Raw genomic sequence first — 25,117 nt, 5'->3', positions numbered from 1 at the left:
AGGCAAGGAACTAAAAACCCCTTGCCTGTTGTGTTTTTGGGTTAAGTTTTTGGCTTCCAGCCTTTACCTGAAACGATTGGTATGTCAGATCGCAGATGCCATGAAGCTGTGAGTCGGTGGGCATCGTCCACCCTACAGACTCCTGGGGAAAACCACTCGTGTTAACAGTTTGGGTAGATGGTCATCCCCTAGAGGGAATTGAGGCGGTTCTGTTCGATAAGGATGGGACGCTGGCCGATACGAGCGGCTTTTTACGGCTGTTGGCCCAAGCGAGGGTCAAGGCTATTCAGTCCCGCATTCCCGAGGTGGACGATCGCCTGTTGCTGGCCATGGGAGCCAGTGCCGATCGCTGGAATTCGGCCGGGCTAATGGCGGTGGGAACTCGCGAGCAAAACGGGGTGGCAGCGGCGGCCTACGTGGCGGAAACCGGTTGTAGCTGGTCCACGGCGCTGGCCCTGGTACAACAGGCCTTTGCTGAGGCCGATCGCATCTGTGGGGACAAGGCGTTGCAAACTTGGCCCTACGAGGACACGGAATTTTGCTTGGAGCGCTTGGCGCAATCGGGCTTGGAATTAGGGATTTTGACGGGGGATACCTTGGGGCATACCCAAGCCTTTCTGGAGCGGTATGACCTGGGCCAATGGATTCAGGTAATTGGGGCAGCAGATACGGGGCCCGCCAAGCCAGACCCGGCCAGCGTTTGGCGGTTATGTGAGCAGTTGGGCATTGCACCCGATCGGGTTCTGCTTGTGGGGGATTCCGCGATCGATATGCAGGCAGCAAAGGCTGCGGGCTTGGCCGCCGCGATCGGGATTGACCGCACCTACGCTCTCCCCAACACGATCGTTTCGCGCACTATTCCTCCCAAGGCAATTGATGTTCAAGAGATGCGCAGCCAAGCCTTGTCAGAACTCCAAGCGGACTTTTTGATTCAAAGTTTGGATGCACTGCAAGTTTCGATCGCATAGGTTTCGATCGCATAAATTAACAAATCAATTCTCAGGCTGATTCATAAATTAATTGAAAAATTAATTTTTCAAGCTCATGGCTCAATCAACTGCCAAGCCAATCCATGCATCACGCCATCGATGCAACCATTAATTAACCAATTCAAGAATGCGTCTCGACAATTAAGCCCCCATGAGTTTCATTCATCAACCCAACCAACTGATTGAACGAATTTGTGGACAATAGCTCTCAGAGTTTTCCTGGAAAAGCGCAAGTACGAATGGTTACCTAAGGTAAATAGGAACCAGTGATATAATCGCTTCGCTTATCAGCAATCAGTCTGTCTCGCTGTTGGAGGGCCAGTGTCCTTGTCTCGTCGCTCCCTATTTACGTCTGAGTCGGTCACGGAAGGTCACCCCGACAAAATTTGTGACCAAATTTCCGATGCCATTTTGGATGCGCTGCTCACCGTTGACCCAAAGGCAAGGGTGGCGGCTGAAGTGGTGGTTAACACGGGCTTAGTGTTGATTACAGGGGAAATTTCCTCCAAGGCCCATGTGAACTTTGTTGAGATTGCCCGGCGCAAAATTGCTGAAATTGGCTACACCGATTCCAGCAATGGGTTCGCGGCCGAGAGCTGCTCTGTGATTGTGGCGTTGGATGAACAGTCGCCGGACATTGCCCAGGGGGTGAACGCGGCCCAGGAAACTCGGGAGGCGATGAGTGATGAGGCCCTGGATGCGATCGGGGCAGGCGACCAGGGCTTGATGTTTGGCTATGCCTGTAACGAAACGCCGGAATTGATGCCCCTGCCGATTAGCATTGCTCACCGGTTGGCGCGACGGTTGGCGGCGGTTCGCAAAACGGGTCAGTTGGCTTACCTGCGGCCCGATGGCAAAACTCAAGTCTCGGTGGTCTATGAAGACGGCCGGCCGGTGGCGATCGATACGATTCTGATTTCGACGCAACACACCGCTTCGATCGGGGATATTTCCGAAGAAGCGGCCGTGCAAGCCAAGATCCGGGAAGATCTTTGGTCGGCGGTGGTGGAGCCGGTGTTCACGGACTTGAGCGTGAAGCCTTCGGGCGAAACCCGTTTTCTGGTGAACCCAACGGGTAAGTTTGTGATCGGTGGACCCCAAGGGGACTCGGGCTTAACGGGCCGCAAGATCATTGTGGATACCTACGGGGGCTATGCTCGCCACGGGGGCGGCGCTTTCTCGGGCAAGGATCCCACCAAGGTCGATCGCAGCGCGGCCTATGCTTGCCGCCATGTGGCCAAAAACGTGGTGGCCGCTGGCTTGGCGGATAAGTGCGAAGTGCAGGTCAGCTACGCGATCGGGGTGGCCCGTCCGGTCAGTATCTCGATCGAAACCTTTGGCACCGCCAAGGTAGACGAAGACCAACTGCTCACGGCCATTCGCAACTGCTTTGAGCTGCGGCCCGCTGGCATCATCCAAACCTACGATCTGCAACGGTTACCGAGCGATCGGGGTGGCCGGTTCTATCAAGAGGTGGCGGCCTACGGGCACTTGGGTCGATCGGACTTGGATTTGCCCTGGGAAGCTCTCGACAAGGTGGAGGCCCTCAAAGCCAACTTGGCGCAATTGTCGAGCGTGTCCTAAACCCACGCAGGATAGGCATTCTCGAAAAAATTGGGAGGGGTTGCCCTTGCGGCTTCACCCTCCAGCACAATTTCCAGTAGGGGCATACGGCCGTATGCCCCTATGCTTTTATGCCCCTACAGGGTTAACTGCCTGACCCTTAGCGACCCAGGGCATGGAGATCATGGATCGCGTCCGTGCAGCGTTGAGTGACGGCTTCCAGTTCAGCGCGATTGCTCGATCGGGGGGGATCAATCAATTCGCCAATGCGCACCGTCACCGCCACCGGACAGGGTAATTTCCCCTTCGCAAAAATCCGCTCCGTGCCCCACAAACTGATCGGCAACAAGGGCGTTTGAGTTTTAGCCGCAATCAGCGCTGCCCCCAGCTTGGGGCTGTGAATGCGGCCATCGGGCCGGCGTGTCCCATCAATGAACACACCCGCAGCCCAGCCCGCATCTAAATAATCCATGGCGGCTCGGATGGCTCCCCGATCGCCCGTACCGCGCTTGACCGGATAGGCCCCATAGAGCCGAATCGCGGGAGCCAACAGCGGCACATTAAACAGCTCTTCCTTGGCCATAAAAGCCACCGGACGACCCGTGCAATTAGCCACGATCGGGGGATCAAAATCGCTGGCATGGTTACTGGCCACAATCAGCGGCCCCGTCTTCGGTACCCGTTCAGTTCCGTAGATGTGCACCCGAAAATAGGAATGCAACACCGGGCTAATCACCGACCACTTCAGGAGATGGTAAAGCGCCCAACTACTGATAGGCTCTCGATCGCGCTTTATGAGTTGCAGGTTCTCAGAAACCAACGCCAATCATCCTTCCACAACAGTTGCTTTCTGGACATTGTTTCATGGACATCCCCTCCCGGCCCACCGGTCAGCAGATTCCTGAGGTTTCTCGCCATTCTTTTGCGGACTGCTCCAGCTCGTTACATTACTTAACATCGCGATACACTGAAGAGCGCCTCATGGCCTGAGAAGAACACACCTGAAGAACCGACCTTAATTGTCCTATGGCTCATTCAATTGTGACCCACACCTGCGAAGGCGTGGGCGACTGCGTGGAAGCTTGTCCCGTCGCTTGCATTCACCCCGGCCCCGGCAAAAACAACAAGGGCACTGATTGGTTCTGGATTGATTTTGCCACCTGTATTGATTGCGGCATTTGCCTCCAAGTTTGTCCGGTGGAAGGGGCGATCGTTCCCGAAGAGCGATCGGACTTGCAGCGCACACCCCAGTAGCACCGTACCGGGCAGCAGAACATTAGATTCAACTCCTCAAAGGGTGTCTGAACAGCCTAAATTGCTACCTTGCAGGTCTTGCCAACCGCCAAAGACAAGGGGCTTAAGCCCCTTGCCCCACCATAATCTTGTCCCTGCAATCTTGCCTTCGCAATCTTGCCCCCACGACGATTGGTGCTTTGCTAGTATCCCGATTGGCCAGTGCCCCCCCATCCTTGCCAGATATCCCCTAAGCGCAGGGCAGCAATTCCACCGACAAATCCGCCCGAATTCGGAGAGGCAAACCAGGGCGATCGCCCAAATCGTGAAAGGACAACACACAAGTGGAAGGGCCATCGCTCAACCAACCCCAAGACCCGCCCTCTAGTTCATCTGCCGAGGCTTGGAGCAACCGGCGAGTTTCTTGCCAAGCCTGAGCCAATGCCTCCCTGCCCCCCGTGGTTGGCGTGCCCAAGTAGGGATTGTGGTGAATAAAACGACCAAAGAGCCACTGGCAATCGGCCGCATATTTTTGCGTGTCGAGTAAATGGCAGTGCCACACTTCGTCCACGTCCTCGCTGGGTACAAGGGCCATGTGAGGATAGCGATCGATGGCTCGTAAAAATTGCAAATAGCCTTGCAAAGCTGGGATTGCACGCTCCATCGACCAACCCAACCCATGGGTTGCATCCGTGAGTTTGAACAAAATCGGTCGCCAGTCAATTTGTCGCAAGCGTCCGTGAATTGAGCTGGCCCCGTGGGAATTGTTAGCCAGAGTCTGGGTGGTCATGGTTTGATCAGATGAAGCGTCGGATCGATCTGAGGTGAACTGCCGCTGGGCAACAGAATAATCACTACCAATCCCCTGCGTTGTCATGGGTTAGCCTCCCGTAATAATGAGCCAGGAAAAATAAGCTGAAGGAAATGAACTGGAAGTCACTCACCGGAAGTAATCAGCCAGGAAGAATGCACCAGGAGTCACGCGCCGGGAGTCATTCACCGGAAGCAATCAGCCAGGAAGAATGCAACTGTGGCTTCTATTAATCGGCTAAGTCCCAAAAACTTATGCAGACCCGTTAGGGGGGATCACCAAAGCGGCTGCAATCTTGATTCCATCGTCAATTGTTAAGTAGCCCTCTTATTCCACCGATTCCCTCTCGTTCCTAGGAGCGGCAAACGTGGCTCGATCGATCAACTCAAACTCAATCGATTCCCCAGATTCACCCGACCCAGCGGAGCCGGCGGATCCTGACCTGGCGCTGATTCGGCTCCTGCGCCAACTTCAGCCCCCCAAGTCCCGGAACCGCAAACGGGCCCTTGAGCAGTTATTGGCCCTAATTCCCAAGCTGCCGGGTCTTCGGAAAGATTCACACCCGGACTATTTGGAAGCGCTGAACCTGGCGTTGGAGTATGTCCAAAAGAATATCGCTGCCTTTCGGTGCGACTTAGACCACAGCAGCCCGGAGTTGGTGCGCCGACGATTTGTGACCTGGGTGAATGGTCAGTTGAAGTATCGAATTATTGATCTCTATCGCCGCGCCAAAATGCCGCTCAATGCCCTCAGCTTGGATGCTCCGGTGGGAACCGATCGGGGCGATCGCCCTAGTTCCACATTAGGAGACTACGTGCCGGCCGGGTTGCGCTTAGATGGCATTGAAGCCCTGATTGAACAGCAGCAACGTCAAACTGTGCAGCGCCAAGGGTTGCTGGTGGAGCTTTATATTGAGCGAGATCCCGAAGGCCGCCTGAGTGGTTGTTGTGGCACGAAGGATCCGCAGCTTAATTGTCAGTTCTTGGCTCAGTCGATTTTGTTGCAGACTCGGGGCGATCGGGTGGAGCGACAACCGCCCGAAAAAAAGGTGACTTGGCGTTCTTTAGCTCAGCAGTTGCAAATGAATGAACAAACAATTCATAGTCACTGGAAGCGACGGTGCTATCCCATGTTGCAGGCGATCGCCCAGGAGATTTGCACCCAGCCAGCCCAATTTATGGAATTACTAGGCTTGATCACCCCCAAAACAGGAGCGCCGTAATGGACTGGGATCCACTTATCCTGTCTTTGGATCAAGCTGATCGGCAAAGGGCCTTGGCCCAAGCGGGTCAGGCGGCCAATCCCCATCAAGGACGAGCGGTATTTTTGGAAAGTTTGGCAATGGATGCGTTGGGGCATCTTTGGCAATGGTTGGCCCTGGAACCGTCGGGTCAGTTACGGCCGCCGGTTTCCAGGCTGCCCGGCGAGGTGGCTTGTTTGGCCGTGCCGCAAGTGGGTTCGATCGCCCTGTTGCCCTTTGTGATGGAGGCCCAGATCCCGGAAGCGCAAAACTCCAGCAGCCTTGAGCCTTTGGCAATGCCGCTAGATTGGCCCGATCACGTGGTGGCCTTTGTGCCGGTGGGAATTAATGCGCAACTGACGGAGGCTTGGCTCTGGGGCTGGTTGGCCGTGGGCGATTTACCCCTGCCACCCCATGCGCCGGAACGATTACCGGTGACATCGCTTCAGGATTGGGAGGCCTTTGAAACCTATTTGGCGCGGGTTCGATCGGGCTTGGTTTGGATTGCGGAAGCTACGGATCCGATCGCCCGTCAAACTCGCCAGGCGATCGCCCCAAAGCAACGGGCTGCTGTTGTGATGTATCTGGAGCGGCTTTACCAATCCACGCGGAACCCATCACCTTCAGAATCGCAAATTCTCGGGAATTTCAACGATCGACTGCCCGATCGATTAACTGAATGGTTTTCAACAAACTTACCCCCTAACCTGAAGCCCGATCGCGCGGAGGGGCCGGGAGCCAATGCCGATTCTGCCGGAGAACTGCCAGGGGAAGCGTCGCGCCCTCCCATCACCTATGGGCAAAAGTCATCGGCCTTAACCCCCCAAGTGCGCGATCGTCGGGGTTCCTATGGATCGCAGCCTACAGTTGGGGAGTTGGAAACGGCAGCAGACTGGGAAACCTTGCCCCTGCGCCTGCTCGATCGACTGCGCCAATTGTGGGATGAGCAGACTTTTGAAGGTTGATGTTGATCGGGATAGACCGGGCAATGAATTAGGGCCCGTCGCCATTTCTTGGAATCGAGCGAAAACCACTGATTTTTCATGCCCCAGTCGTTGTAACAAGGGGCTTAAGCCCCTTGTCCCTCACGATCCGCTAACGGTGGAATCAGGGTTTCAGGCGACTTAACGACAGACCCTCAGCCCCTTGTCCCTCACGATCCGCTAACGGTGGAATCAGGGTTTCAGGCAACTTGACGACAGACCCTTAGCCCCTTGTCCCTCACGATCCGCTAACGATTGATTTTCCACGCCCCAGTCGTTGTAACAAGGGGCTTAAGCCCCTTGTCCCCCACGATCCGCTAACGGTGGAATCGGGGTTTCAGGCGACTTGACGACAGGCCCTGAGGCCGCCCAACAAAAATCAAGAGGAAGCGGAATCGCCATAGCGCAATCGTTCAAGCTGCTGGCGCACCCTATCATCTAGGCGATTGCTCAGGAAGCGGCCACTGCTGGTTTGGGTCGATCGCTGCCGACGACGCACCTGTTGTTCCGCTAATTCAATGTCGTGGAGCAGTTGCTGAACAGACATCCACTCAGCGCCATAGCCGATCGTGGTCATCTGTTGGGCGCGATCGGACGTGGCCACAATCACGCGCCGACTGGCTCGATTCACCTCGCGGCTGTAGAGCGCGCAGGCCCGTTCAATGTAAGTGTCAGCCGTTTGCCCAAATTCCGTGTAATGCACCGTTAGGTGATCCGTGATGGTCTCCGCAGAAGCCCGTTCTGCTCGGTATTGGGCATCAAAGACCAAATAAGTTGCAAACGCCCGATAGGCACTATAGTTGCAAAGTTGCTGAATCAACTCCCAACGGGCTGCCTCCAAGTCGTCCCGCTCTAGGTGTCGGTGCATGGAACGTTTTCGCATTTGCGACCACTGACCAATGGCGTTGTAGCCATCGACGAAGAGAGTCGCTTCATGCGATCGGGCAGTCACAAGCGTTGCCTACACTTTGCTTACAAGGGTGGTTCGCAAACTATCTTAATACGCAGATTCCCCTTCAACCGTATCGGCCAATGCTTGTCAGATGTCGATGATGGGTGGATCATTGCCCGCTTGCCTTTTGTTTTCCACCCATGGCCGCTTCCAACCACTACGAAACCCTTCAGGTCGATCGCACCGCCACCGCCGCTCAAATTAAGCAGGCCTATCGGCGTTTGGTGAAGCAGTTTCACCCGGACTGCAATCCTGATTTGCCCAACAATGACCAAATTGCCGCCATCAACATCGCTTACGAAGTTCTCAGCGATGACCAGCGGCGGGCTGACTACGATGTGGCATTGCGTTATGGCCAATTCGATCGCGCCGACAATTGGAACCACCAGCCCTATTCCACCCATCAACAATGGGCACAACGCAGCACCACCGCCACGGAACAACATCGCCAACAGCGGCGATCGCGCCAAACGGGTCGAGCTGCTGATGAAGACTTGGAACAATGGTTACGACGGGTTCATACACCGGTTGATCGCGCCATTCGCGAAATTGCCCGATCGCTCAAGGGAGCCGTGAACGCCCTCGCCGCCGATCCCTACGATGACGAATTGATGGCGAACTTTGAAGCCTATTTGGAACGGATGACCACGGCACTCGATCGAGCCAAGGCTACCTTACAATCCATGCCCAATCCCCGCAGCACCGCTGGCATTGCTGCCAATTTGTACTACAGCTTGAACCACCTGGGCGATGGGTTGGAGGAGTTAGCCTACTTCCCGCTAAATTATGACGAAACCCGACTCCATGACGGCCAGGAATTTTTCCGCAATGCCGAAGGGTTACGCCGAGAAGCTAAGGCTGCTGTTAATCAGTTGGGGCGTTAGGGTCTGAGCGGTTGGTATGCACATTTCGTATGTACATTTCGTGTAGGTATTTCGTATAACTTTTATCTACTCAAAAATACTCATCTATTCAAAAAATATTATTCAAAAAAGCCGCGAATGACCTTGGTTAAATGGGCCAATTCTACAGGTTTGGAAAGATATTCATTAGCTCCAGCAGCCAAGCAACGGGCCCGATCGCCAGCCATGGCGAAGGCCGTCAAAGCAATCATCGGAATATGAGCCGTTTGGGGATTTTCACGAATGAGTGCCATGGCCTCCAGTCCGTTCATTTCTGGCATTTGGATATCCATCAAAATCAAATCAGGCTGATAGTCAATTGCCATTTCAACGGCTTCTCGACCATTGCTAGCTCGCAAGAATCGATACCCTCGATTCGTCAAGTACCGAGCAATCGTTTGGGCATTTTCAAAATTATCATCGGCCAGCAAAATGAGCGGCGGAACAATGGGCAAGTGGGGAGAAATTTTCAGCGTTGGGGCCCACAAATTCCCCAAACCTTTTCCTCTTAGTGGATCAAGATGATCTACCCGATCGCGATCCGATCGCAATTCTGATGTTGATCCTGAATTTGGCTCAGTCTCATCATCCAACGCAACAGAACGCTCAACATCATCCGACACGGAAATCAACAATGTGCTGGGAAGGTCGATCGTGAAACAACTGCCGAAGCCCACCCGGCTTGTAACGCCAACTCGTCCACCATGTAATTCAACCAAGCGCTTCACTAAGGACAAGCCCAAGCCTGTTCCTTCGTATTGACGATTAAGCGCTTCATCCAGTTGCGTGAAGGGGTGAAACAATCGGTGAAAATCTGCTTCCGCAATGCCAATTCCAGTGTCAATGACAGCAAAGCGGATGAATGGATGATCGGGATCTGGAAGCGACACTTGCAGCGTAATTGAGCCACCTTCAGAGGTAAATTTCACTGCATTGCTCAGCAAGTTCACGATCGATTGTTGCAGTCGTCGTTCATCTGCCATCAGTTGCAAATTTCCATGGGTTTGTATCACCAACGGCAGATCAAGGTTGATGGCAATACTTTTTGCGATCGCCTGTTGTTTGACCAACGTTAGGCAAAATCGGCAAAGCATTTCGATATTGACTGGAGCCAGCTCAATTCCAAACTTGCCTTCTTCAATTTTCGACAAATCTAAAATATCTGTGATCAGAGCCAACAAATGGCGACCATTCCGCTCAACGGTCTCCAGAGCATTGCGTTGCTCTTCCGTCACAGGGCCAAACATATCCTCTTTCAAGCATTCCGTAAAACCCAGAACGGAGTTGAGGGGCGTGCGCAATTCGTGGCTCATGATCGCCAAGAAATTACTTTTTGCCCGATTTGCTTTTTCAGCATTACTGGCCGCTTGCAGAGCCGCTTCTTGGCTTCTTGCCAATTCATAGGTTCGCTTTTCTACCAACAGGTTTACCAAAATGGAGTTGCGAATTTGGGCGATCGAAAAAGCCCCCGTTAACCCCGTAATAAAAAACCCAGAGAGCAACACCACCATGGGTTCATTGGTACTTAATTCGCGAATATAGGCTTCCGTCGCCCAAAATTGAATTTCCCAAGCGCGTCCCCCAAAGCGAATCATTTGCTCTCGGGTCATGTAGGCATTTTTATTCTGTTGAGCATCCTGAAGGTTTGACTGGTACAGCATTTCCGAAAGTGGCTGATCATACAGGGTGAATTCAATTCCCTTGGAAACTAAATTCCGAAAAGAAGTTTCCAGCAAATCCCCCACTCGGAAAACGACAGATAAATAGCCAGACAGAGATTGTTGCCGATCGACTATGGTGGTTGGCAGCGGCAATTCATAAACCGGCAAATAGAGAATTACACCCTGCTGTTGACCCGTTTCTTGGGCAAGTTGAATGGGCGGTGTGGCCGTTAAACCGCCAGAGTCCCGAGCCAGCTCTAGAGTCCGAAGACGGCGGCTTTCTGACCCTAAGTTAAACCCAAAAGCACGCTGATTTCCATTCAGCGGTTCGATATATAACACGGGGTAATAGGTTTCCCGATCGCGATCGGGAATTAGCCGATTGTTTTCATCGCGTTGTTGAAATTGAAAGTTAGCAAACCCTTCTTCGCGAATGTAGGCCTCATATTTCGCCCGATCGCCCCGTTTCACCACCGGATTCCAGCCAACGGCTTGGATTCCTCGAACTCGCTCAAAATAGGGATCCGTAAAGATTTTGAACTGTTGCCGACTCACTGGAATCAAACCCCGATCACGGTCAGCCGTATCGAACAACCCTTGCAAACTAAAGAGAATTTGCGTGGCCTTATCCAAATTCTCGTGTAGGCGTTGAGTAATGATTTCCGTGTCATTTTCAAACACAGCATAGAGGCGTTGTCGTTCCGCATTTTTTGTGATTTGAAAAGCGAAAATCGTTGAGCTTAAAACCAACAAAGCAGGCAAAATATAGGATGCAAATTGTCGATCGCGGTTAGACTCACGGTGTAGTTTCAGGACAATGCGTTGGCGCTTGAGCATATACACAATGCCAACGGGAAAAACTGCCAAAACTCCCAACGAATCACCAATCCACCAATTCCACCAAGACTCCAAAACCTGAGACCAAGTAATGGAATGGCTGGCGAGCAACACACCATTGCCAACCGTTGCTCCCACCGTGCAACTGATGGGCCCCGCCAACACCAGTAGTGCCAGAATTCCTAAAAATTCTTCTCGCCAAATGGGATGCTTAAACAGTTTCCGTAATAAAACATTGCCGCTATAGGCTTGCAAAATTGCGCCCAGAGCAATGCCAGCTCCCACCAAAACAACACTGAGATTAATTGAGCCGATCGCCCTTGTGCCGATTAGCACATTCAGGACAAAAGACCCTAACCAAATACCTAAGTAGGAATATTTTTTCCAATATAAAGCTGCCAGCAAAGCGATCCCCGCCGCTGGCCAAACCGGCGAAGCATAGCCCGGTGGAATGGCAAAATAGCCCGACAATAAGCCAGTTCCACAATAGGCAACCGCAACTACGGCTGTCTTTTTCCAGAAGTCTCTAACACATCGCCTAATAACATCAGAAAGTTTCATGGGAGATGAACAGTTCAGTGTTGATCGATATCCCCTCTTCCTGATGGCTAAAAACTCTAATGCTTTCGATAACTCTTGATCGCGTTGGTAGTGTTGATAGCCGCAGGCTGAATCTCGACGTTTAGAATTTAGACGTTTAGACGTTTAGACGTTCAGACGTTTATGAGATGCTACTTCCCCCTCAGCATTCACCCGATCGGTTCGTTAACTAAGCACTAGTGCTATCTGATCGAACGGGGAGCGAGATTGAATGGCGATGGTTCCAACTGCCACGATCTTATCAGACTGACTCAGAAGCGGTTGGCGCACTCAGGATCCGTATTTGCGGTTAATGTGCGCAATTCAGGCTCCTATCTTCGATTTGAGGCACTTTTTAGCTCAATTGTCGGGGCCATTCTAAATTTTTCCAAGGTTGTCCCAAGGGTCGATCGCCCGGTTGAACCATCTGCCAACGGTTTTCAGTCCTCGATTAAGGTGCTCAGATCCGCCTATGTATCCACACAGATTCAGGGCTGCAATCCGCAATCATCCAACCAAACCCAACATTCCCAAAACAACCCCCAAACCAATCAAAAGGGGAGCAGCAAAGCTACTCCCCTTTCCGGCAAGATTTAGTTGTGTTTTTGGCTCGATCGCTCGATCGAGCCAAGGCAGGTTTAGCCGTTGATCGCCGGAGCTTGCAGGGCAACCGGAGCTTCAGCACCAGCAGCCAGATCCAGCGGGAAGTTGTGAGCATTACGCTCGTGCATCACTTCCATACCCAAGTTGGCGCGGTTAATCACGTCAGCCCAGGTGTTGATCACATGACCTTGCGAGTCAACAACCGATTGGTTGAAGTTGAAGCCGTTCAGGTTGAACGCCATCGTCGAGATACCCAGTGCAGTGAACCAGATACCCACAACCGGCCAAGCACCCAAGAAGAAGTGCAGCGAGCGGCTGTTGTTGAACGAAGCGTATTGGAAGATCAAACGACCGAAGTAGCCGTGGGCTGCAACGATGTTGTAGGTTTCTTCCTCTTGACCGAACTTGTAGCCGTAGTTTTGGCTTTCCACTTCCGAGGTTTCACGCACCAGCGAGCTGGTCACCAAGGAGCCGTGCATTGCCGAGAACAGCGAGCCACCAAACACACCAGCAACGCCCAACATGTGGAAGGGGTGCATCAGAATGTTGTGCTCAGCTTGGAACACCAACATGAAGTTGAAGGTGCCCGAGATGCCCAAAGGCATACCGTCAGAGAACGAACCTTGACCGATCGGGTAGATCAGGAACACGGAGGTTGCAGCAGCCACAGGAGCGCTGTAAGCCACGCAGATCCAAGGGCGCATACCCAAGCGGTACGACAGTTCCCACTGACGACCCATGTAGCAGAAGATGCCGATCAGGAAGTGGAACACCACCAACTGATAGGGGCCGCCGTTGTACAGCCACTCATCCAAGGAAGCAGCTTCCCAGATGGGGTAGAAGTGCAAGCCGATGGCGTTCGACGAGGGGATCACAGCACCAGAGATGATGTTGTTTCCGTACAGCAGCGAACCAGCCACGGGTTCGCGGATGCCGTCGATGTCAACCGGGGGAGCGCCGATGAAGGCGATGATGTAGCAGATGGTTGCGGTCAGCAGGTTGGGGATCATCAACACACCAAACCAACCGACATAGATCCGGTTGTTGGTGCTGGTGATCCAATCGCAGAAGCGATCCCAACTGCTACCACCTTGACGGGTGATCGTTGCAGTCATTTGTAAATGAATCCGTGTTGAAGAATGGAAATGAGGCAATTGGAAATCAATGAATTATGTCAATCCAAGTTGCTTTTTAGATCCTAGAGACTTACCTTCCGTAACGTCCACGAAGTTGAATATATTTTTATGAAAAAGATTGATCAAATTTAAAGAAAAATAAATAACAATTGAGTTTCGTAAAAATATTAATAAATAAATATGAATTTTTTAAAAAAGCGTTACAAAGCGATGTTGTAAAACGTTACACAACTGAAGGTTGCTGATCGAGCGCCGATAGTCACACCAAGTCGAGCGGACGCGATCGAGTGCAATCAAGCGCGATCGAGCAAGCATATCAAACAAGCATGATTGAAATTTCACCAGAAAGCCTGAACACTCAGGCAATCCAATCCCTCACCACTGCTGAGCAGTTACTAATCTAGGCAGGTTGCAAAAACCAAAGCCCGGTATAGGTCATGCCGGAATTATCCGGTTGAATGAGCAGGAAGTGCAGGTGGCGCACGGTGGCTTTTCGAGACTCAAAAGCGAGGCCAGCTTGGCGCAATTCCGAATCCTGGCTGGTGGCTAAAATCCACCGATCGCACAGGCCGGCTTCCAAGATTACCCCATCCGGTTCACCGGGTACGAAACTGAGGGCAACGGGCTGCACACCATTGAGCCATTGGGCCAGCGCCCGTGATCGCCGGCCCCCGTTCACCACAACCCCGGGAATGGGGGCCTTGGCAGACAATCCCAGGCGATCGGGCAGCAGTTCCGAAGGGCGATCGCCGTAGGGGATTGGTCGCTGGGCTAACTGCCGAGCCAACACCTCCGCCGACAAACTGGCAAACCCCCAAGAATCGCCCCATAGCGAGTCCGCCAGGGGCAAAGGCGGTGGCGAGTCGATCGCCAAGGGATCGTAGGGCTGACCGGTGGCCGGGTCGCGCAGGGGGGATTCGATCGCCCGTTTTTGCAACCAATCCTTCAGCGCTTGGGTGCGGCGTGTGGCGGTCACGGGCCAACCCAACCGCGAGGCCGCCGCTTCCACCAAACTCAGGGATTGGGGCCGAAACACACAGAGCCGATCGGGCGGGGTAGCATTGTCACCCATCGCCGCCACCAGCCGCTCCGTTAACCAATGGGTGTCGATCGAGCTTTGGGGGCAAACATCTCGAAACACAAAGGTTCGGGCCCGATCGCACACCACCAATTCCCAAAGGGGTTGCCCTGCGGTGTCGGTCATGGGCCGACGATAAAAATCCACTTCCCAAATTTGTTGATTGATGGGTTGATCTGTCACTGCTTGATTCGTCACTGGTTAATCTGTAACTGGTTGATTAATCGCTGAAACCGTCGGAAGCACAACAAGTTTGAACTCCAAAGTCTGAAACACGCAGAGCAGGCAACTTCCATGGCTCGATCGTTGGTGCTGGTGAATCCTTCCCAAGTGACCCGTAACAGTCGATCGCCCCTTTGGGCCCTCCTGTTGGGCATTGCGCTAACCGGCTGTGGCGGGGGCAGCATGGCCAACAAAGCCGCAGCACCCATGCCCGAGGCCATGGCTCCCGCAGCGGGCGGCCAAGAGCGCCAGGCATTAGCTCCCAACGATAGCGATTTGGCGGCCAATGCGCAGTCGCCCCCTAGTTCGATCGCCCAACCGCAACTGATCAAAACCGTCACCCTGGCCCTGAAGGCAGATTCGGTCACCAAAGCCCTGGAAGCCACCCAAGCGATCGTCAAGGAAAATCAGGGCGATGTGATTAGCCTCAACGATCGCCGCACCGACACCAGCCGAATCGCAGAATTACAGTTTCGGGTTCCCGCCAACCAACTCGATCGCGCCGTGGCCGCCGTCACCCAATTGGGTTACCTGCAAAACCGAGCCATGCAAGCGGAAGACGTGACCGATCAACTGGTGGATGCCGATGCTCGGTTACGCAACCTGCGCCGCACCGAAGACAGCTTGCTCGCCTTGCTGCAAAAATCCGGCTCCGTGCGCGACATCTTGGCGGTGAATCAACAGGTGAGCCAAACTCGCCAACAGATTGAGCAAATTGAAGCCCAACTGAAAAATCTGCGCACCCGTGTGGCCTACTCCACCGTGAACTTAACGATCGAACAGAGCGTGGCTGGTTTGGCCGATGCCAACCCGGTTACGGCTCAGTTGGCGGAAACCTGGGGTAAGGCGACGCAATCCGTGGGCAAGGCCACGATCGGCCTCTTGCAAATCACCCTGTGGTTGTTGGCCTACACCCCCTATTGGTTGCTGTTTGGGCTGGGCATTTGGGCAATGCGCCGCTGGGCCCTTCGCCGTGCCCAAAATCAATCCGCCAATCATTAATTCGCGACTCGTTCACAACTCGTTCACAGTCATTAATTCATCGATTATTCACTCACCCATTCATCGATGTATTTGCCAATCACTTTCCCTAAACCCCAACACAGTTCGTGGGCAAAAGTGCAGCGGCCAACACCTCTCGAATGCCACTGATGACACGATCCTGTTGCTCCGGGGTCAGCTCTGGGAACATCGGCAAGGACAAGACACAGTGGCCCAATTGCTCGGAAACGGGCAGAGATCCCGGCTGATAGCCTAAGTTGGCATAGACCGCCTGTAGGTGCAGTGGCAGGGGATAGTAAACCGCCGTCCCCACGCCGCGATCTTGCAGGGATTGCCGCAGTTGATCGCGCGGTTCTGGGCCGGCACTGCCCTCGCCCACTTGGATCGTGTATTGATTCCAAACGCTGGTTCCGCCAGCGATCGCCTGGGGCAAACGCAGGCCCGGTAAACCGGCTAGACCCTGTTGATAGCGATGGGCGATCGCGGTGCGCTGTTGGTTCCACCGATCGAGCGATCGCAACTTAATTTGCAGAATCACCGCCTGAATGGCATCAAGGCGACTATTCACCCCGATCGCCTCGTGGTAGTAGCGTTGGCGCTGGCCATGTTCCCGCAACATCCGCAAATCCGCCGCCAGTTGAGCATCGTTCACCGTCATGGCCCCGCCATCACCGCAAGCGCCCAAGTTTTTGGTGGGATAGAAACTAAAGCAACCCACGTGGCCCATGCTGCCCACCCGTCGATCGCCCCATTTGGCCCCCGTGGCCTGGGCGCAATCTTCAATCACCCACAGATTGCTGGCCCGGGCGATCGTCATTAGCCGATCCATATTCACCGGCTGGCCAAACAGGTGTACGGGAATAATCGCTTTGGTGCGCGGCCCGATCGCCCGTTCCACCGCATCCAGATCCAGGTTAAAGGTTTCCGCATCCACATCCACAAACACCGGAACCGCGCCCACTGCGCTCACGGTTTCCGTGGTGGCAATGAAGGTGAAAGGCGGCACAATCACCTCATCCCCCGGGCCAACACCCAAGGCCCGCAACGCCAAATACAAAGCATCGGTTCCGGAATTACAGGCCACGCAGAATTCCGTACCCACATAGCGGGCAAAATCCTGCTCAAAGGACTCGATCGCCGCGCCGCCAATGTATTTACCAGAAGCCAAAACTTCCAAGACCGCCGCATTCACTTCGTCGCGAATTTGCGGAAATTGCTCCGTTAGATTAAACGCAGGAACGTTACTCACCACGCACACCACACCATCACATTGATTTTAGGGTGACATCCTTCCTGTCTTGAAGCAACGGGGCAAGGGCCAATCAATGCAATGACTGAAGAGATGGTTAAGCGTTGAACCCTTACTTGATCCTTATTCAATCCTTGATGAATCGTTGGGTCATCTCGGGAGCACCCTAACGATCAACTCAATAACCCATTCAGGATTGATTCAGGACTGATCCCACAGCCCCTTGGGGAACTGGTCAAGACCCGATCGAGCTGGAATTGGCCAAGGGGTTTCTGGGTGGGCTAAGCAACGGTTGTCGATCGGGCATTCTCATCCTTCAATACCCTTGCTGAATTCATCGCTGAATCCATTGCTGGGATGGCGATGGCATCCCGATTATGTTATTTTATTCATAGTCGGTATGAGTTTAGATAAAGCATCCATGACCAGCGCCGCTTCTGCACCCAACACCGTTGAAAATGTCGTGATCATCGGTTCCGGCCCCGCCGGTTACACGGCTGCCATCTATGCCGCTCGTGCCAACTTGAAACCTTTTATGTTTGCGGGCTTCCAAGCGGGCGGCCTGCCCGGTGGTCAACTGATGACCACCACGGAAGTGGAAAATTTCCCCGGTTTTCCGGAAGGCATCACGGGCCCGCAATTGATGGATCGGATGCGCGCCCAGGCGGAACGGTGGGGCACGGAGGTAGTAACGGAAGATGTCACCTTTGTGGACTTGAGCCAGCGGCCCTTTGTGGTGCGATCGACCGATCGGGAATTGCGGGCCCACAGCGTCATCATCGCCACCGGAGCCACGGCCAAGCGGTTGGGGCTGCCCAGCGAAACGGAATTTTGGAACCGGGGCATTTCCGCCTGCGCCATTTGTGATGGAGCCATGCCCATGTTCCAAAACGCCGAGCTGGTGGTGATTGGTGGGGGCGACTCGGCCGCCGAAGAGGCGATGTACCTGACGAAATATGGCTCGCGGGTGCATTTGTTGGTGCGATCGGACAAAATGCGGGCCAGCAAAGCCATGCAAGACCGGGTGTTGGCCAATGCCAAGATCACAGTTCATTGGCACACCACCGCGATCGATGTGGTGGGGGACGAAACGGGCATGACTGGCCTACGGGTCAAGCACCAGCAAACGGGCGAAGAATCGACGATCGCCGCCCGTGGTTTGTTCTACGCGATCGGGCACAAACCCAACACCGATCTGTTTGTGGGGCAGCTTGACCTAGACGAGGTGGGCTATATCAAAACCCGTCCCCACAGTGTGGAAACCAGCGTGGAAGGGGTGTTTGCGGCCGGCGATGTGCAGGATCATGAATATCGACAAGCGATCACGGCGGCCGGAACCGGTTGCGCGGCGGCCCTGTTGGCGGAACGGTGGCTTTCGGCTCAGGGCTTAGCCCAGGAAGTGAAGCGCGACAGCACCGAGCCAACGGCGGCCTCCGTGACCGAAGACAAGCCGATCGTGGCGGATACGGAAGAAACCTTCAATCCACAAGCCACACGCCACTTTGGCGGCTACGCGGTTCGCAAGCTTTACCACGAGACCGATCGCCCGTTGGTGGTGAAGTTCGTTGCCCCCGATTGCGGCCCCTGCCACATCCTGAAACCCATGCTGGATAAGGTGGTGGATGAATTTGAGGGGCAAATCCACTTTGTGGAGGTGGATGTGAAGGATGAGCCGCAAATTGCCGAAGGGGCGGGGGTAACCGGAACGCCAACGGTGATGATTTTCCACAACAAGGCCAAGGCAGTGGAGTTTCGCGGCGTGAAGCAAAAGAGTGAGTATCGCCAGGCGATCGCCCAACTCCTGAGCTAAGTTGCCATCCAGACTGATCGGGGGTTGGGGCGTGCTGCCAAATGGATCGTTCGCCAATCTCCTGGGGGACAAGGGGCCTGTCGTCGTTGAGCACAAAACCCTGATCCCACAGTCGGCGGATCGTGGGGGACAAGGGGCTTAAGCCCCTTGTCTGGGGTGGTTCGGGGATGGCAGATCTACTGTTTTCCCTTGATCTCAGGAAATGACGATCGGCCCCAAGGCGATCGAGCGGTCAAACCCAAGGGGGACTGGTGCGATCGCCCAAACCCGATTGGGAAATCCAGCGCTTGTTCCCCTGCAACAGCGTGTGACAAGCCCAAGCGGGATCTGTGTTGGGGTGATCCACTCGATAGTGGCCGCCGCGACTTTCTGTTCGGAACAGGGCACTCTCCAGCAATGAGGTGGCCACATCCAGCAAGTTGCGTGTTTCCACCCACTGGTGTACCGCCGAGATTGCGCGATCGTCCAACATTTGGCAGGTTTCGCCCGGTCGCAATTGGGTTAACAGTTGTTGAATCGGCAAGTTGCGCAGGGTGGATTGGGCCGCTTGCAATTGGGCGATCGCGTCGATCAGGGTGGATGATTTGCGGCAAATGCCCGCCGCACTCCAAACCAGCTTGGGCAAATAATTTCGCCAGTGCGCCAAGTCCGGTGATGGCTCAAAGGCAATGGTCGGCAGCGACAAGCACCGCTCGATCGGCAGCACCGATCCTTGGGCCACGGTCAAGTTTCGGAACTGGGCCCCAAACACAATGCATTCCAGCAAGGAATTACTGGCTAAGCGATTGGCCCCATGCACCCCGGTGCTGGCGGTTTCGCCCACGGCGTATAACCCCCCTAAGGAGGTGCAATTGGCTCGATCGGTCGCAATGCCCCCCATCCAATAGTGGGCCGCGGGCGAAACGGGAATCGGTTCCCGCAGCGGATCGATGCCCCAATCACGACAGGCCTTCAAGATATTGGGAAACCGGTGCAAAATTTGCGCTTCGGGAATGGGTTGTAAGTCCAACCAAACCCGATCGCCCCCATGTCGTTGCAGGTGGGAATAGACGGCCCGACTGACCGCATCACGCGGGGCCAGCTCACCTGCTTCATGGAAATCAAAGGCAAACCGTCGCCCTTGGGCATCCACCAAATGGGCCCCCTCGCCCCGCACCGCCTCGCTGATTAGAAAGTGCGGTGCGCCGGGAATATCCAAGGCCGTGGGGTGAAATTGCACAAATTCCAAATCGCGCAGCACGGCCCCAGCCCGATAGGCCATGGCCACACCGTCGCCCGTGCTGACGCTGGGATTGGTGGTGTGGGCAAAAACCTGGCCGCCGCCGCCCGTGGCCAGAATTGTGGCTCCGGCCGCCAACCACCGCAGTTGCCCTTCCTGCAAACAGGCAATTCCTTGGCAACTTTGCCGATCGGGGGTCAGCCACAGGTCAATCACCAGGGTTTCCGACAACACCGTAATGTTCGATCGCTCCAGCACCCGCGCCACCAAGGCACTCACCACCGCTCGCCCCGTCGCATCCGCCGCATGGAGCACCCGCCGTCGGGAGTGAGCCGCCTCCAGGGTGACGGCCAACTGTCCCTGATCGCGATCGAACGCCACCCCCAGTTCCACCAACTGCGTCACGCAGGCCGGCGCTTCCGCCACCAAAAATTCCACCGCCGCCCGATCGCACAGACCCGCCCCCGCCGCCAGCGTGTCGGCCACATGCAACGCCACCGAATCATCGGGAGCCGTCACCGCCGCCAGCCCCCCTTGGGCCCAATCACTCGCCGATCGCGACACCGTGGCCTTGGTCACCACCGCCACCGACAGCTCAGCCGGTAAACAAAGGGCTGAATATAACCCCGCCGCCCCACAACCCACCACGATCACATCAAAGCGATCGACCGTTGGGCGCTCAATTTCCACAGCCGGCAAAGGGTCACTCATCATTGCGTACAGAAAGCTAAAAATCGTGGGGTTGCCAAGCAAAAGCGCCACAGCCAGCGATCACCGCCGCCAAACCGCAACAGACGCTGCATTTCTCGGATCACTGCCCGAGACCTAACGAGATTCAACCAGATTTAAGCAAAAGGCGATCGCGCTGGGAGCTAAACTGCCGCTGCGCAATCGCCTTTAATAATCTAGTTCACGGATTCCGGATACGGGAATTCCGAATGTGGGGCCCCAGACCCGATGGAGCAATCAAACCGGCAAAGCCGATCATCGGGCAGGGTAAATCACGATCCTCGGTTCCAGTGGCAATCTTGTGATTACCGGAACCCTCGATTAGCCCTTGAAACCAATCAAGCGCAACCTAACGTTATTTGTAAACGCCATCGTTAATGCGGTGATCCCCTTCATTGAAGATCGGATCCTGTTCCGTCACCGTGAAGGTGCCCGCATTCAAGTAATCCTGTAAAAGGCTCTGTTGCCGATCGCTCAGGCCGCCAATTTTCAGCACATCTTCCGGCGCATTGTAGGGCGCATTCGCAATAATCTTTTGCGCCAACGTCGGGTATAGACCCCGGTAAGCCCTGAAGTTGCTGATATTGGTATTGTTCAAATCAATTTTTTTGCCAAATTCCGTCGCCAACTTGGCATCGGCATTGTTTAAAGATGCTTCAGCCCATGCAGCCTGAGGATAGCCCGCGCCAATCCACGTGAGCGCGACCAGGGCGATCGCAAATACCAGGCGAACAAACCGTTTCATGAGAACCGGTACCTCCTTACAAGACACAGCAAATCATGGCGGAACCACCAACGCGATCGCGCTTCGCCCTCAATTACCCATGGGTAACAAGGCTGAGCAACGGCCTTCGCTGGTGAAAAAGTCGAATAATATCACCAGTATCTCAAGTTTCGAGCCACCTGCAACCGGGCTGATGGAAGCTCCACCAACCGTTTTCGCCATTGCTCGCAAACAGACAAACGGGCGAGAGCCAGTCGAGAGCTAATTGTTGCATAGATTTTGGGCACACGATCGCCCATTCTCCGCTGCCACCCTTAGGCCCGACAGGCTCTTGATCCTCAGACCATCGCTTCCGCCCGTTGGCTATTCTTCAGGCGCAATTCTTCCGCCAAGAACTGCTGCACCTGCTCTTCAATTTCCGATCGCACAATTTCGCGATATTCCATGAAATGTTCAATTTGAGCGCAAACCGATAGATAGCTGCTGATGCCACCGGGGTTATGCCGCCACATATTCCAAAGATTGCGCCAGAACTGCCAGCGCGTTTTGCGCAGTACCCCCTGCCGCCAACAAATGGTCAGCAACGCCCGAACCGTGACCCAGTTAATCGGCTTGCGCGATCCCTTGCCCTTCTTGGGATAGGTCGCTTCCCCCAGCAAACGGAAGTGGCGATAAACCCGATCCAAAAATCGCTCCGGATCGTAGAGTTCATAGAAAGCCGCCACATATTCCCGCGCAATGTCTTCAAGGGGGCGCGTGGGTACAAAGTTCATCAACGTGGTTTGGTTGATGTTGGCCGATTTGCTACGCAGCCGCCCCTCCCGCTCCAATCGATGCCAAAGGGCCGTATCCGGCAAGGCTTGCAACATACTAAACAGGGCGGTGGGAATTGCGGTTTTTTCCACAAATTGCACAATTCTTGCGCCCGCACCAGCTTTTTCACCATCAAAACCGATGATAAAACCGGCCATCACCCGCAGACCCGATCGGGCAATGGCCAGCACCGCCTCACTCAAGGAATCTCGGGTGTTTTGATGTTTTTGGGTCAGCGTTAGGCTCTCTTCATCGGGCGTTTCAATGCCCAAAAACACGGCCCCAAAATTACACTGCACCATCATATCCATTAGTTCTTGATCCTGAGCCAAGTCCACCGAAGCTTCCGTGGCAAAGGAGAAAGGATATTGATGCTCCACCATCCAGGGCAACAACTCTTTTAGAAACAGCTTCACATTGCGTTTATTGCCAATGAAGTTGTCATCCACCATGAAGATGCTGCGTCTCCATCCCAACTCATACAGGTAGTCCAATTCCTGTAGGAGCTGCTGAGGTGTTTTGGTGCGGGGCTTGCGACCATAGAGCACAATAATGTCGCAGAATTCGCACTGGAACGGACAGCCCCGCGAAAATTGCACCGACATTTCCGCGTAAGCATCAAATTCCAGCAGGTCGAAGCGCGGAATCGGGGTTTCGGTTACGTCGGGCTTCACCCCATTGGCACGGAAAGTGCCCGCTGACTCGCCTCGTTCGATCGCCTCCACAAACAGGGGCAGGGTAATTTCCCCTTCGTCCAAAATCAGATAATCGGCCCCCACATCGCTCACTTCTTGCGGCAGGGCGGTGGCATAGGGGCCACCCACGGCAACCCGTTTTCCCCGTTGTTTTGCGGCTCTGATTCGATCGAGCAAATCATCTTTTTGCACAATCATGGCCGACAAAATCACCAAATCGGCCCAATCCCACTCCGCTTCAGTGATGTCACGGACATTACAATCCACCAACTTGAAATTCCAACTTTGGGGCAAAAGCGCCGCCACCGTCACCAATCCCAAGGGCGGGAGCATGGCCTTGCGATCGAGCAAGGCTAGGGTTTTCTCAAAAGACCAAAAGCTTTTCGGAAAAAGAGGATATAGCAGCAGGACATTCATCAAAAACTCCAGGAATGATCATTCCTTATGGTTGTTTTTTTGGATCGCTGTTTGAAAGAAGTCAGTGACTCAAGCCAGTAAAAGTTGCCAGTAGTCGATTCTTTGTCCCATTGCTTGGATGCAAAACCCAACAAAATTTCATTCCACTATAGCAACAGAAGCCCAAAATCATGGTTAGGGTCGTGTTGAGTAATACCGTTTACGCCCATAGGATTGCACCGACATTCCATCCCTAGGCGTTGGTGGTGATTGGTCAAAGTTTTGAATCTCGATCGAGCACAATTGACCGACGATCGTCCCCAGGATTTTCCACAAGCCCTGGTCTTCATCTCAATTCGCCAGTTAGAGGATGTCTGAAAAGCCCAAATTGCTACTCTGTACGCCCCAGGGATCGATGTAGACAAGATGCTCAAGCCCCTTCTACGACAATTAATCTTTAGCCCGTACTGAAAGATACTTCTCAGACATCCTCTTAGACCAAACTTGGGTCAAGGGAGGCAATTGATTGGATTTTAATTTGGACTTTAATCAATTTGGATTTTAAAAATCCAGTTCCAAGGATCGATGATGGTTGGTCAAAAACCGATCGAGATTGTCGTAGGTGGCGGCGTAGGTGACGCTTTCGGTGTCATAGCCCTTGAGGTTCACGCGATATTCCTGGAAAACCTCACAGGCAGAACTATTCAAGGCACAGAGATATTGGTAGGTGGTTTTCCCGATCGCCACATCCAGTTGCAATTCCTTGGTGCAAGACTCTAACCGAAAGGCAGCGTTCACCGTGTCGCCCAGGGCGGTGTAATCGGGGCGATCGTTGCTGCCGGTGTTGCCGACCATGGCATAGCCCGTGTTGGCTCCGGTGCCAATTCGCAACGGGAAGGGGAGGGGATAGTGTAGATGCAAATCCCGGGTCATTTTTTGCAGCGCGTTGACCGCTTCAAAAATTTGCAACACTTCCCGGGGACTCACTTCCTGTTCCCCATGAATCCATACGGCCATCACAGCATCGCCGATATATTTGTCCACCCAACTGCCGGATTCACGGATGATGTTGCCCGCTTGGCGAAACCAAGTCCCGATCGCCTCCGAGAGGACTTTTTCATCGGTTTGTCGGGTTAGCCCCGTGAAATTCCGAATATCAGCCACCAAAATTGTGATCAGCCGTCGCACATGGAGCGTTGCGGTCACGGAAAATTCAAAGCTATCGCTGGTGCTGTAGTCCCGATCGTGGGCGGGCGCGTAAAAATCCAGTTCCGTTTGGCCAAAGGTCAGGCGATCGCCACTTTGCAAGGTGACGGGAATGCTCACCCGGCGGCCATTCACGAAGGAACCATTGCGACTTCCTAGATCAATCAGATAGAACGCGCCATCTTCCATGCACTGGAGCATGGCATGGTTGCGCGAGATCCAAGGATCGCCCAGCACAAAGTCATTGTCTGGGCTACGACCGATCGTCCAGCAAGCGCTACCGACAAGGGGCAAGTACCGGCTGCCGGATTCGGTTCTCAGAATTAAATGCGGACAAGGCTGGAGCGTAACCACGCGCGCACAAGTGAAAGTCCTGGAGGACTCGGTGTTGTTTTAGTCCGGCACAATATACACCGCCATTGACAGCTCCTCCGTACAGCCTGTGCAAATTTTGGGCTACACCACGGTTGGGGCCGACGGGGCCG

At 54.2% G+C, this 25,117-nt stretch carries 19 protein-coding genes; 8 read left to right on the top strand and 11 right to left on the bottom strand.

Going from position 1 to position 25,117, the window contains the following annotated elements; translation table 11 throughout:
• The first annotated feature begins 158 nt into the window (after nt 1-158).
• Nucleotides 159-968 carry an HAD family hydrolase gene (locus AC2IAX_RS15210; protein WP_494388226.1) on the top strand — a complete coding sequence of 270 codons (810 nt, stop codon included), beginning with the start codon at nt 159-161 and terminating at the stop codon, nt 966-968.
• A gap of 348 nt (nt 969-1,316) precedes the next feature.
• Nucleotides 1,317-2,573 carry a methionine adenosyltransferase gene (metK, locus tag AC2IAX_RS15205; protein WP_494388225.1) on the top strand — a complete coding sequence of 419 codons (1,257 nt, stop codon included), beginning with the start codon at nt 1,317-1,319 and terminating at the stop codon, nt 2,571-2,573.
• Between the two features lie 139 nt (nt 2,574-2,712).
• Here the strand turns inward: metK and AC2IAX_RS15200 are convergent, their stop codons facing one another.
• The gene (locus AC2IAX_RS15200; RefSeq protein WP_494390408.1) at nt 2,713-3,348 is read right to left on the bottom strand and encodes a lysophospholipid acyltransferase family protein; all 636 of its coding nucleotides are present in this window, start codon (nt 3,346-3,348) and stop codon (nt 2,713-2,715) included.
• A gap of 230 nt (nt 3,349-3,578) precedes the next feature.
• Here AC2IAX_RS15200 and AC2IAX_RS15195 point away from each other — a divergent pair, with 230 nt between their 5' ends.
• Complete coding sequence (locus AC2IAX_RS15195) at nt 3,579-3,806, top strand: ferredoxin family protein (protein WP_099531821.1); 228 nt, start codon at nt 3,579-3,581, stop codon at nt 3,804-3,806.
• A 229-nt stretch (nt 3,807-4,035) separates the two neighbouring features.
• Here AC2IAX_RS15195 and AC2IAX_RS15190 read toward each other — a convergent pair whose 3' ends face one another.
• Nucleotides 4,036-4,575, bottom strand: coding sequence for a glycine-rich domain-containing protein (locus AC2IAX_RS15190; protein WP_494388224.1), 540 nt, complete (start codon nt 4,573-4,575; stop codon nt 4,036-4,038).
• A gap of 388 nt (nt 4,576-4,963) precedes the next feature.
• Between AC2IAX_RS15190 and AC2IAX_RS15185 the strand changes: the two genes are divergently transcribed.
• Together AC2IAX_RS15185 and AC2IAX_RS15180 are read left to right on the top strand one after the other, a co-directional pair.
• Nucleotides 4,964-5,818 carry a hypothetical protein gene (locus AC2IAX_RS15185; protein WP_494388223.1) on the top strand — a complete coding sequence of 285 codons (855 nt, stop codon included), beginning with the start codon at nt 4,964-4,966 and terminating at the stop codon, nt 5,816-5,818.
• On the top strand, nt 5,818-6,801 hold the full coding sequence (locus tag AC2IAX_RS15180; RefSeq protein ID WP_494388222.1) for a DUF1822 family protein: 984 nt from the start codon (nt 5,818-5,820) through the stop codon (nt 6,799-6,801). The genes AC2IAX_RS15185 and AC2IAX_RS15180 overlap by 1 nt, the downstream gene beginning before the upstream one ends.
• A gap of 397 nt (nt 6,802-7,198) precedes the next feature.
• Here the strand turns inward: AC2IAX_RS15180 and AC2IAX_RS15175 are convergent, their stop codons facing one another.
• Nucleotides 7,199-7,771, bottom strand: coding sequence for an NYN domain-containing protein (locus AC2IAX_RS15175; RefSeq protein WP_494388221.1), 573 nt, complete (start codon nt 7,769-7,771; stop codon nt 7,199-7,201).
• Between the two features lie 140 nt (nt 7,772-7,911).
• Between AC2IAX_RS15175 and AC2IAX_RS15170 the strand changes: the two genes are divergently transcribed.
• Complete coding sequence (locus tag AC2IAX_RS15170) at nt 7,912-8,655, top strand: J domain-containing protein (protein ID WP_494388220.1); 744 nt, start codon at nt 7,912-7,914, stop codon at nt 8,653-8,655.
• A 98-nt stretch (nt 8,656-8,753) separates the two neighbouring features.
• Here AC2IAX_RS15170 and AC2IAX_RS15165 read toward each other — a convergent pair whose 3' ends face one another.
• From AC2IAX_RS15165 to AC2IAX_RS15155, 3 genes are all read right to left on the bottom strand, one after another.
• Nucleotides 8,754-11,732, bottom strand: a complete 2,979-nt coding sequence (locus AC2IAX_RS15165) for a CHASE domain-containing protein (protein ID WP_494388219.1) — start codon at nt 11,730-11,732, stop codon at nt 8,754-8,756.
• 656 nt (nt 11,733-12,388) lie between these two features.
• Entirely contained in the window at nt 12,389-13,468 is a 1,080-nt protein-coding gene (psbA, locus tag AC2IAX_RS15160; RefSeq protein ID WP_099531814.1) for a photosystem II q(b) protein, read from the bottom strand.
• A gap of 421 nt (nt 13,469-13,889) precedes the next feature.
• On the bottom strand, nt 13,890-14,765 hold the full coding sequence (locus AC2IAX_RS15155; RefSeq protein ID WP_494388218.1) for a Tab2 family RNA-binding protein: 876 nt from the start codon (nt 14,763-14,765) through the stop codon (nt 13,890-13,892).
• 96 nt (nt 14,766-14,861) lie between these two features.
• Here AC2IAX_RS15155 and AC2IAX_RS15150 point away from each other — a divergent pair, with 96 nt between their 5' ends.
• On the top strand, nt 14,862-15,791 hold the full coding sequence (locus AC2IAX_RS15150) for a DUF4349 domain-containing protein (RefSeq protein ID WP_494388217.1): 930 nt from the start codon (nt 14,862-14,864) through the stop codon (nt 15,789-15,791).
• An 88-nt stretch (nt 15,792-15,879) separates the two neighbouring features.
• Here the strand turns inward: AC2IAX_RS15150 and AC2IAX_RS15145 are convergent, their stop codons facing one another.
• Entirely contained in the window at nt 15,880-17,052 is a 1,173-nt protein-coding gene (locus tag AC2IAX_RS15145; protein WP_494388216.1) for a DegT/DnrJ/EryC1/StrS family aminotransferase, read from the bottom strand.
• Between the two features lie 388 nt (nt 17,053-17,440).
• Here AC2IAX_RS15145 and trxB point away from each other — a divergent pair, with 388 nt between their 5' ends.
• The gene (gene trxB / locus AC2IAX_RS15140) at nt 17,441-18,850 is read left to right on the top strand and encodes a thioredoxin-disulfide reductase (protein WP_494388215.1); all 1,410 of its coding nucleotides are present in this window, start codon (nt 17,441-17,443) and stop codon (nt 18,848-18,850) included.
• Nucleotides 18,851-19,082: 232 nt separating this feature from the next.
• Here the strand turns inward: trxB and nadB are convergent, their stop codons facing one another.
• The 4 genes from nadB to AC2IAX_RS15120 all read right to left on the bottom strand — a co-directional run bounded on the left by nadB (nt 19,083) and on the right by AC2IAX_RS15120 (nt 24,986).
• Nucleotides 19,083-20,780, bottom strand: coding sequence for an L-aspartate oxidase (gene nadB / locus AC2IAX_RS15135; RefSeq protein WP_494390407.1), 1,698 nt, complete (start codon nt 20,778-20,780; stop codon nt 19,083-19,085).
• Nucleotides 20,781-21,153: 373 nt separating this feature from the next.
• Nucleotides 21,154-21,543 carry a photosystem II complex extrinsic protein PsbU gene (gene psbU, locus AC2IAX_RS15130; protein ID WP_494388214.1) on the bottom strand — a complete coding sequence of 130 codons (390 nt, stop codon included), beginning with the start codon at nt 21,541-21,543 and terminating at the stop codon, nt 21,154-21,156.
• Nucleotides 21,544-21,860: 317 nt separating this feature from the next.
• The gene (locus AC2IAX_RS15125; protein WP_494388213.1) at nt 21,861-23,447 is read right to left on the bottom strand and encodes a B12-binding domain-containing radical SAM protein; all 1,587 of its coding nucleotides are present in this window, start codon (nt 23,445-23,447) and stop codon (nt 21,861-21,863) included.
• Nucleotides 23,448-23,987: 540 nt separating this feature from the next.
• The gene (locus AC2IAX_RS15120) at nt 23,988-24,986 is read right to left on the bottom strand and encodes an FHA domain-containing protein (protein ID WP_494388212.1); all 999 of its coding nucleotides are present in this window, start codon (nt 24,984-24,986) and stop codon (nt 23,988-23,990) included.
• Nucleotides 24,987-25,117 lie beyond the last annotated feature (131 nt).

Source organism: Limnothrix sp. HT2024 (assembly GCF_059138625.1).
Note: the sequence above shows the minus strand (reverse complement) of the source record. Positions and strands in the feature narration are given on the sequence as shown.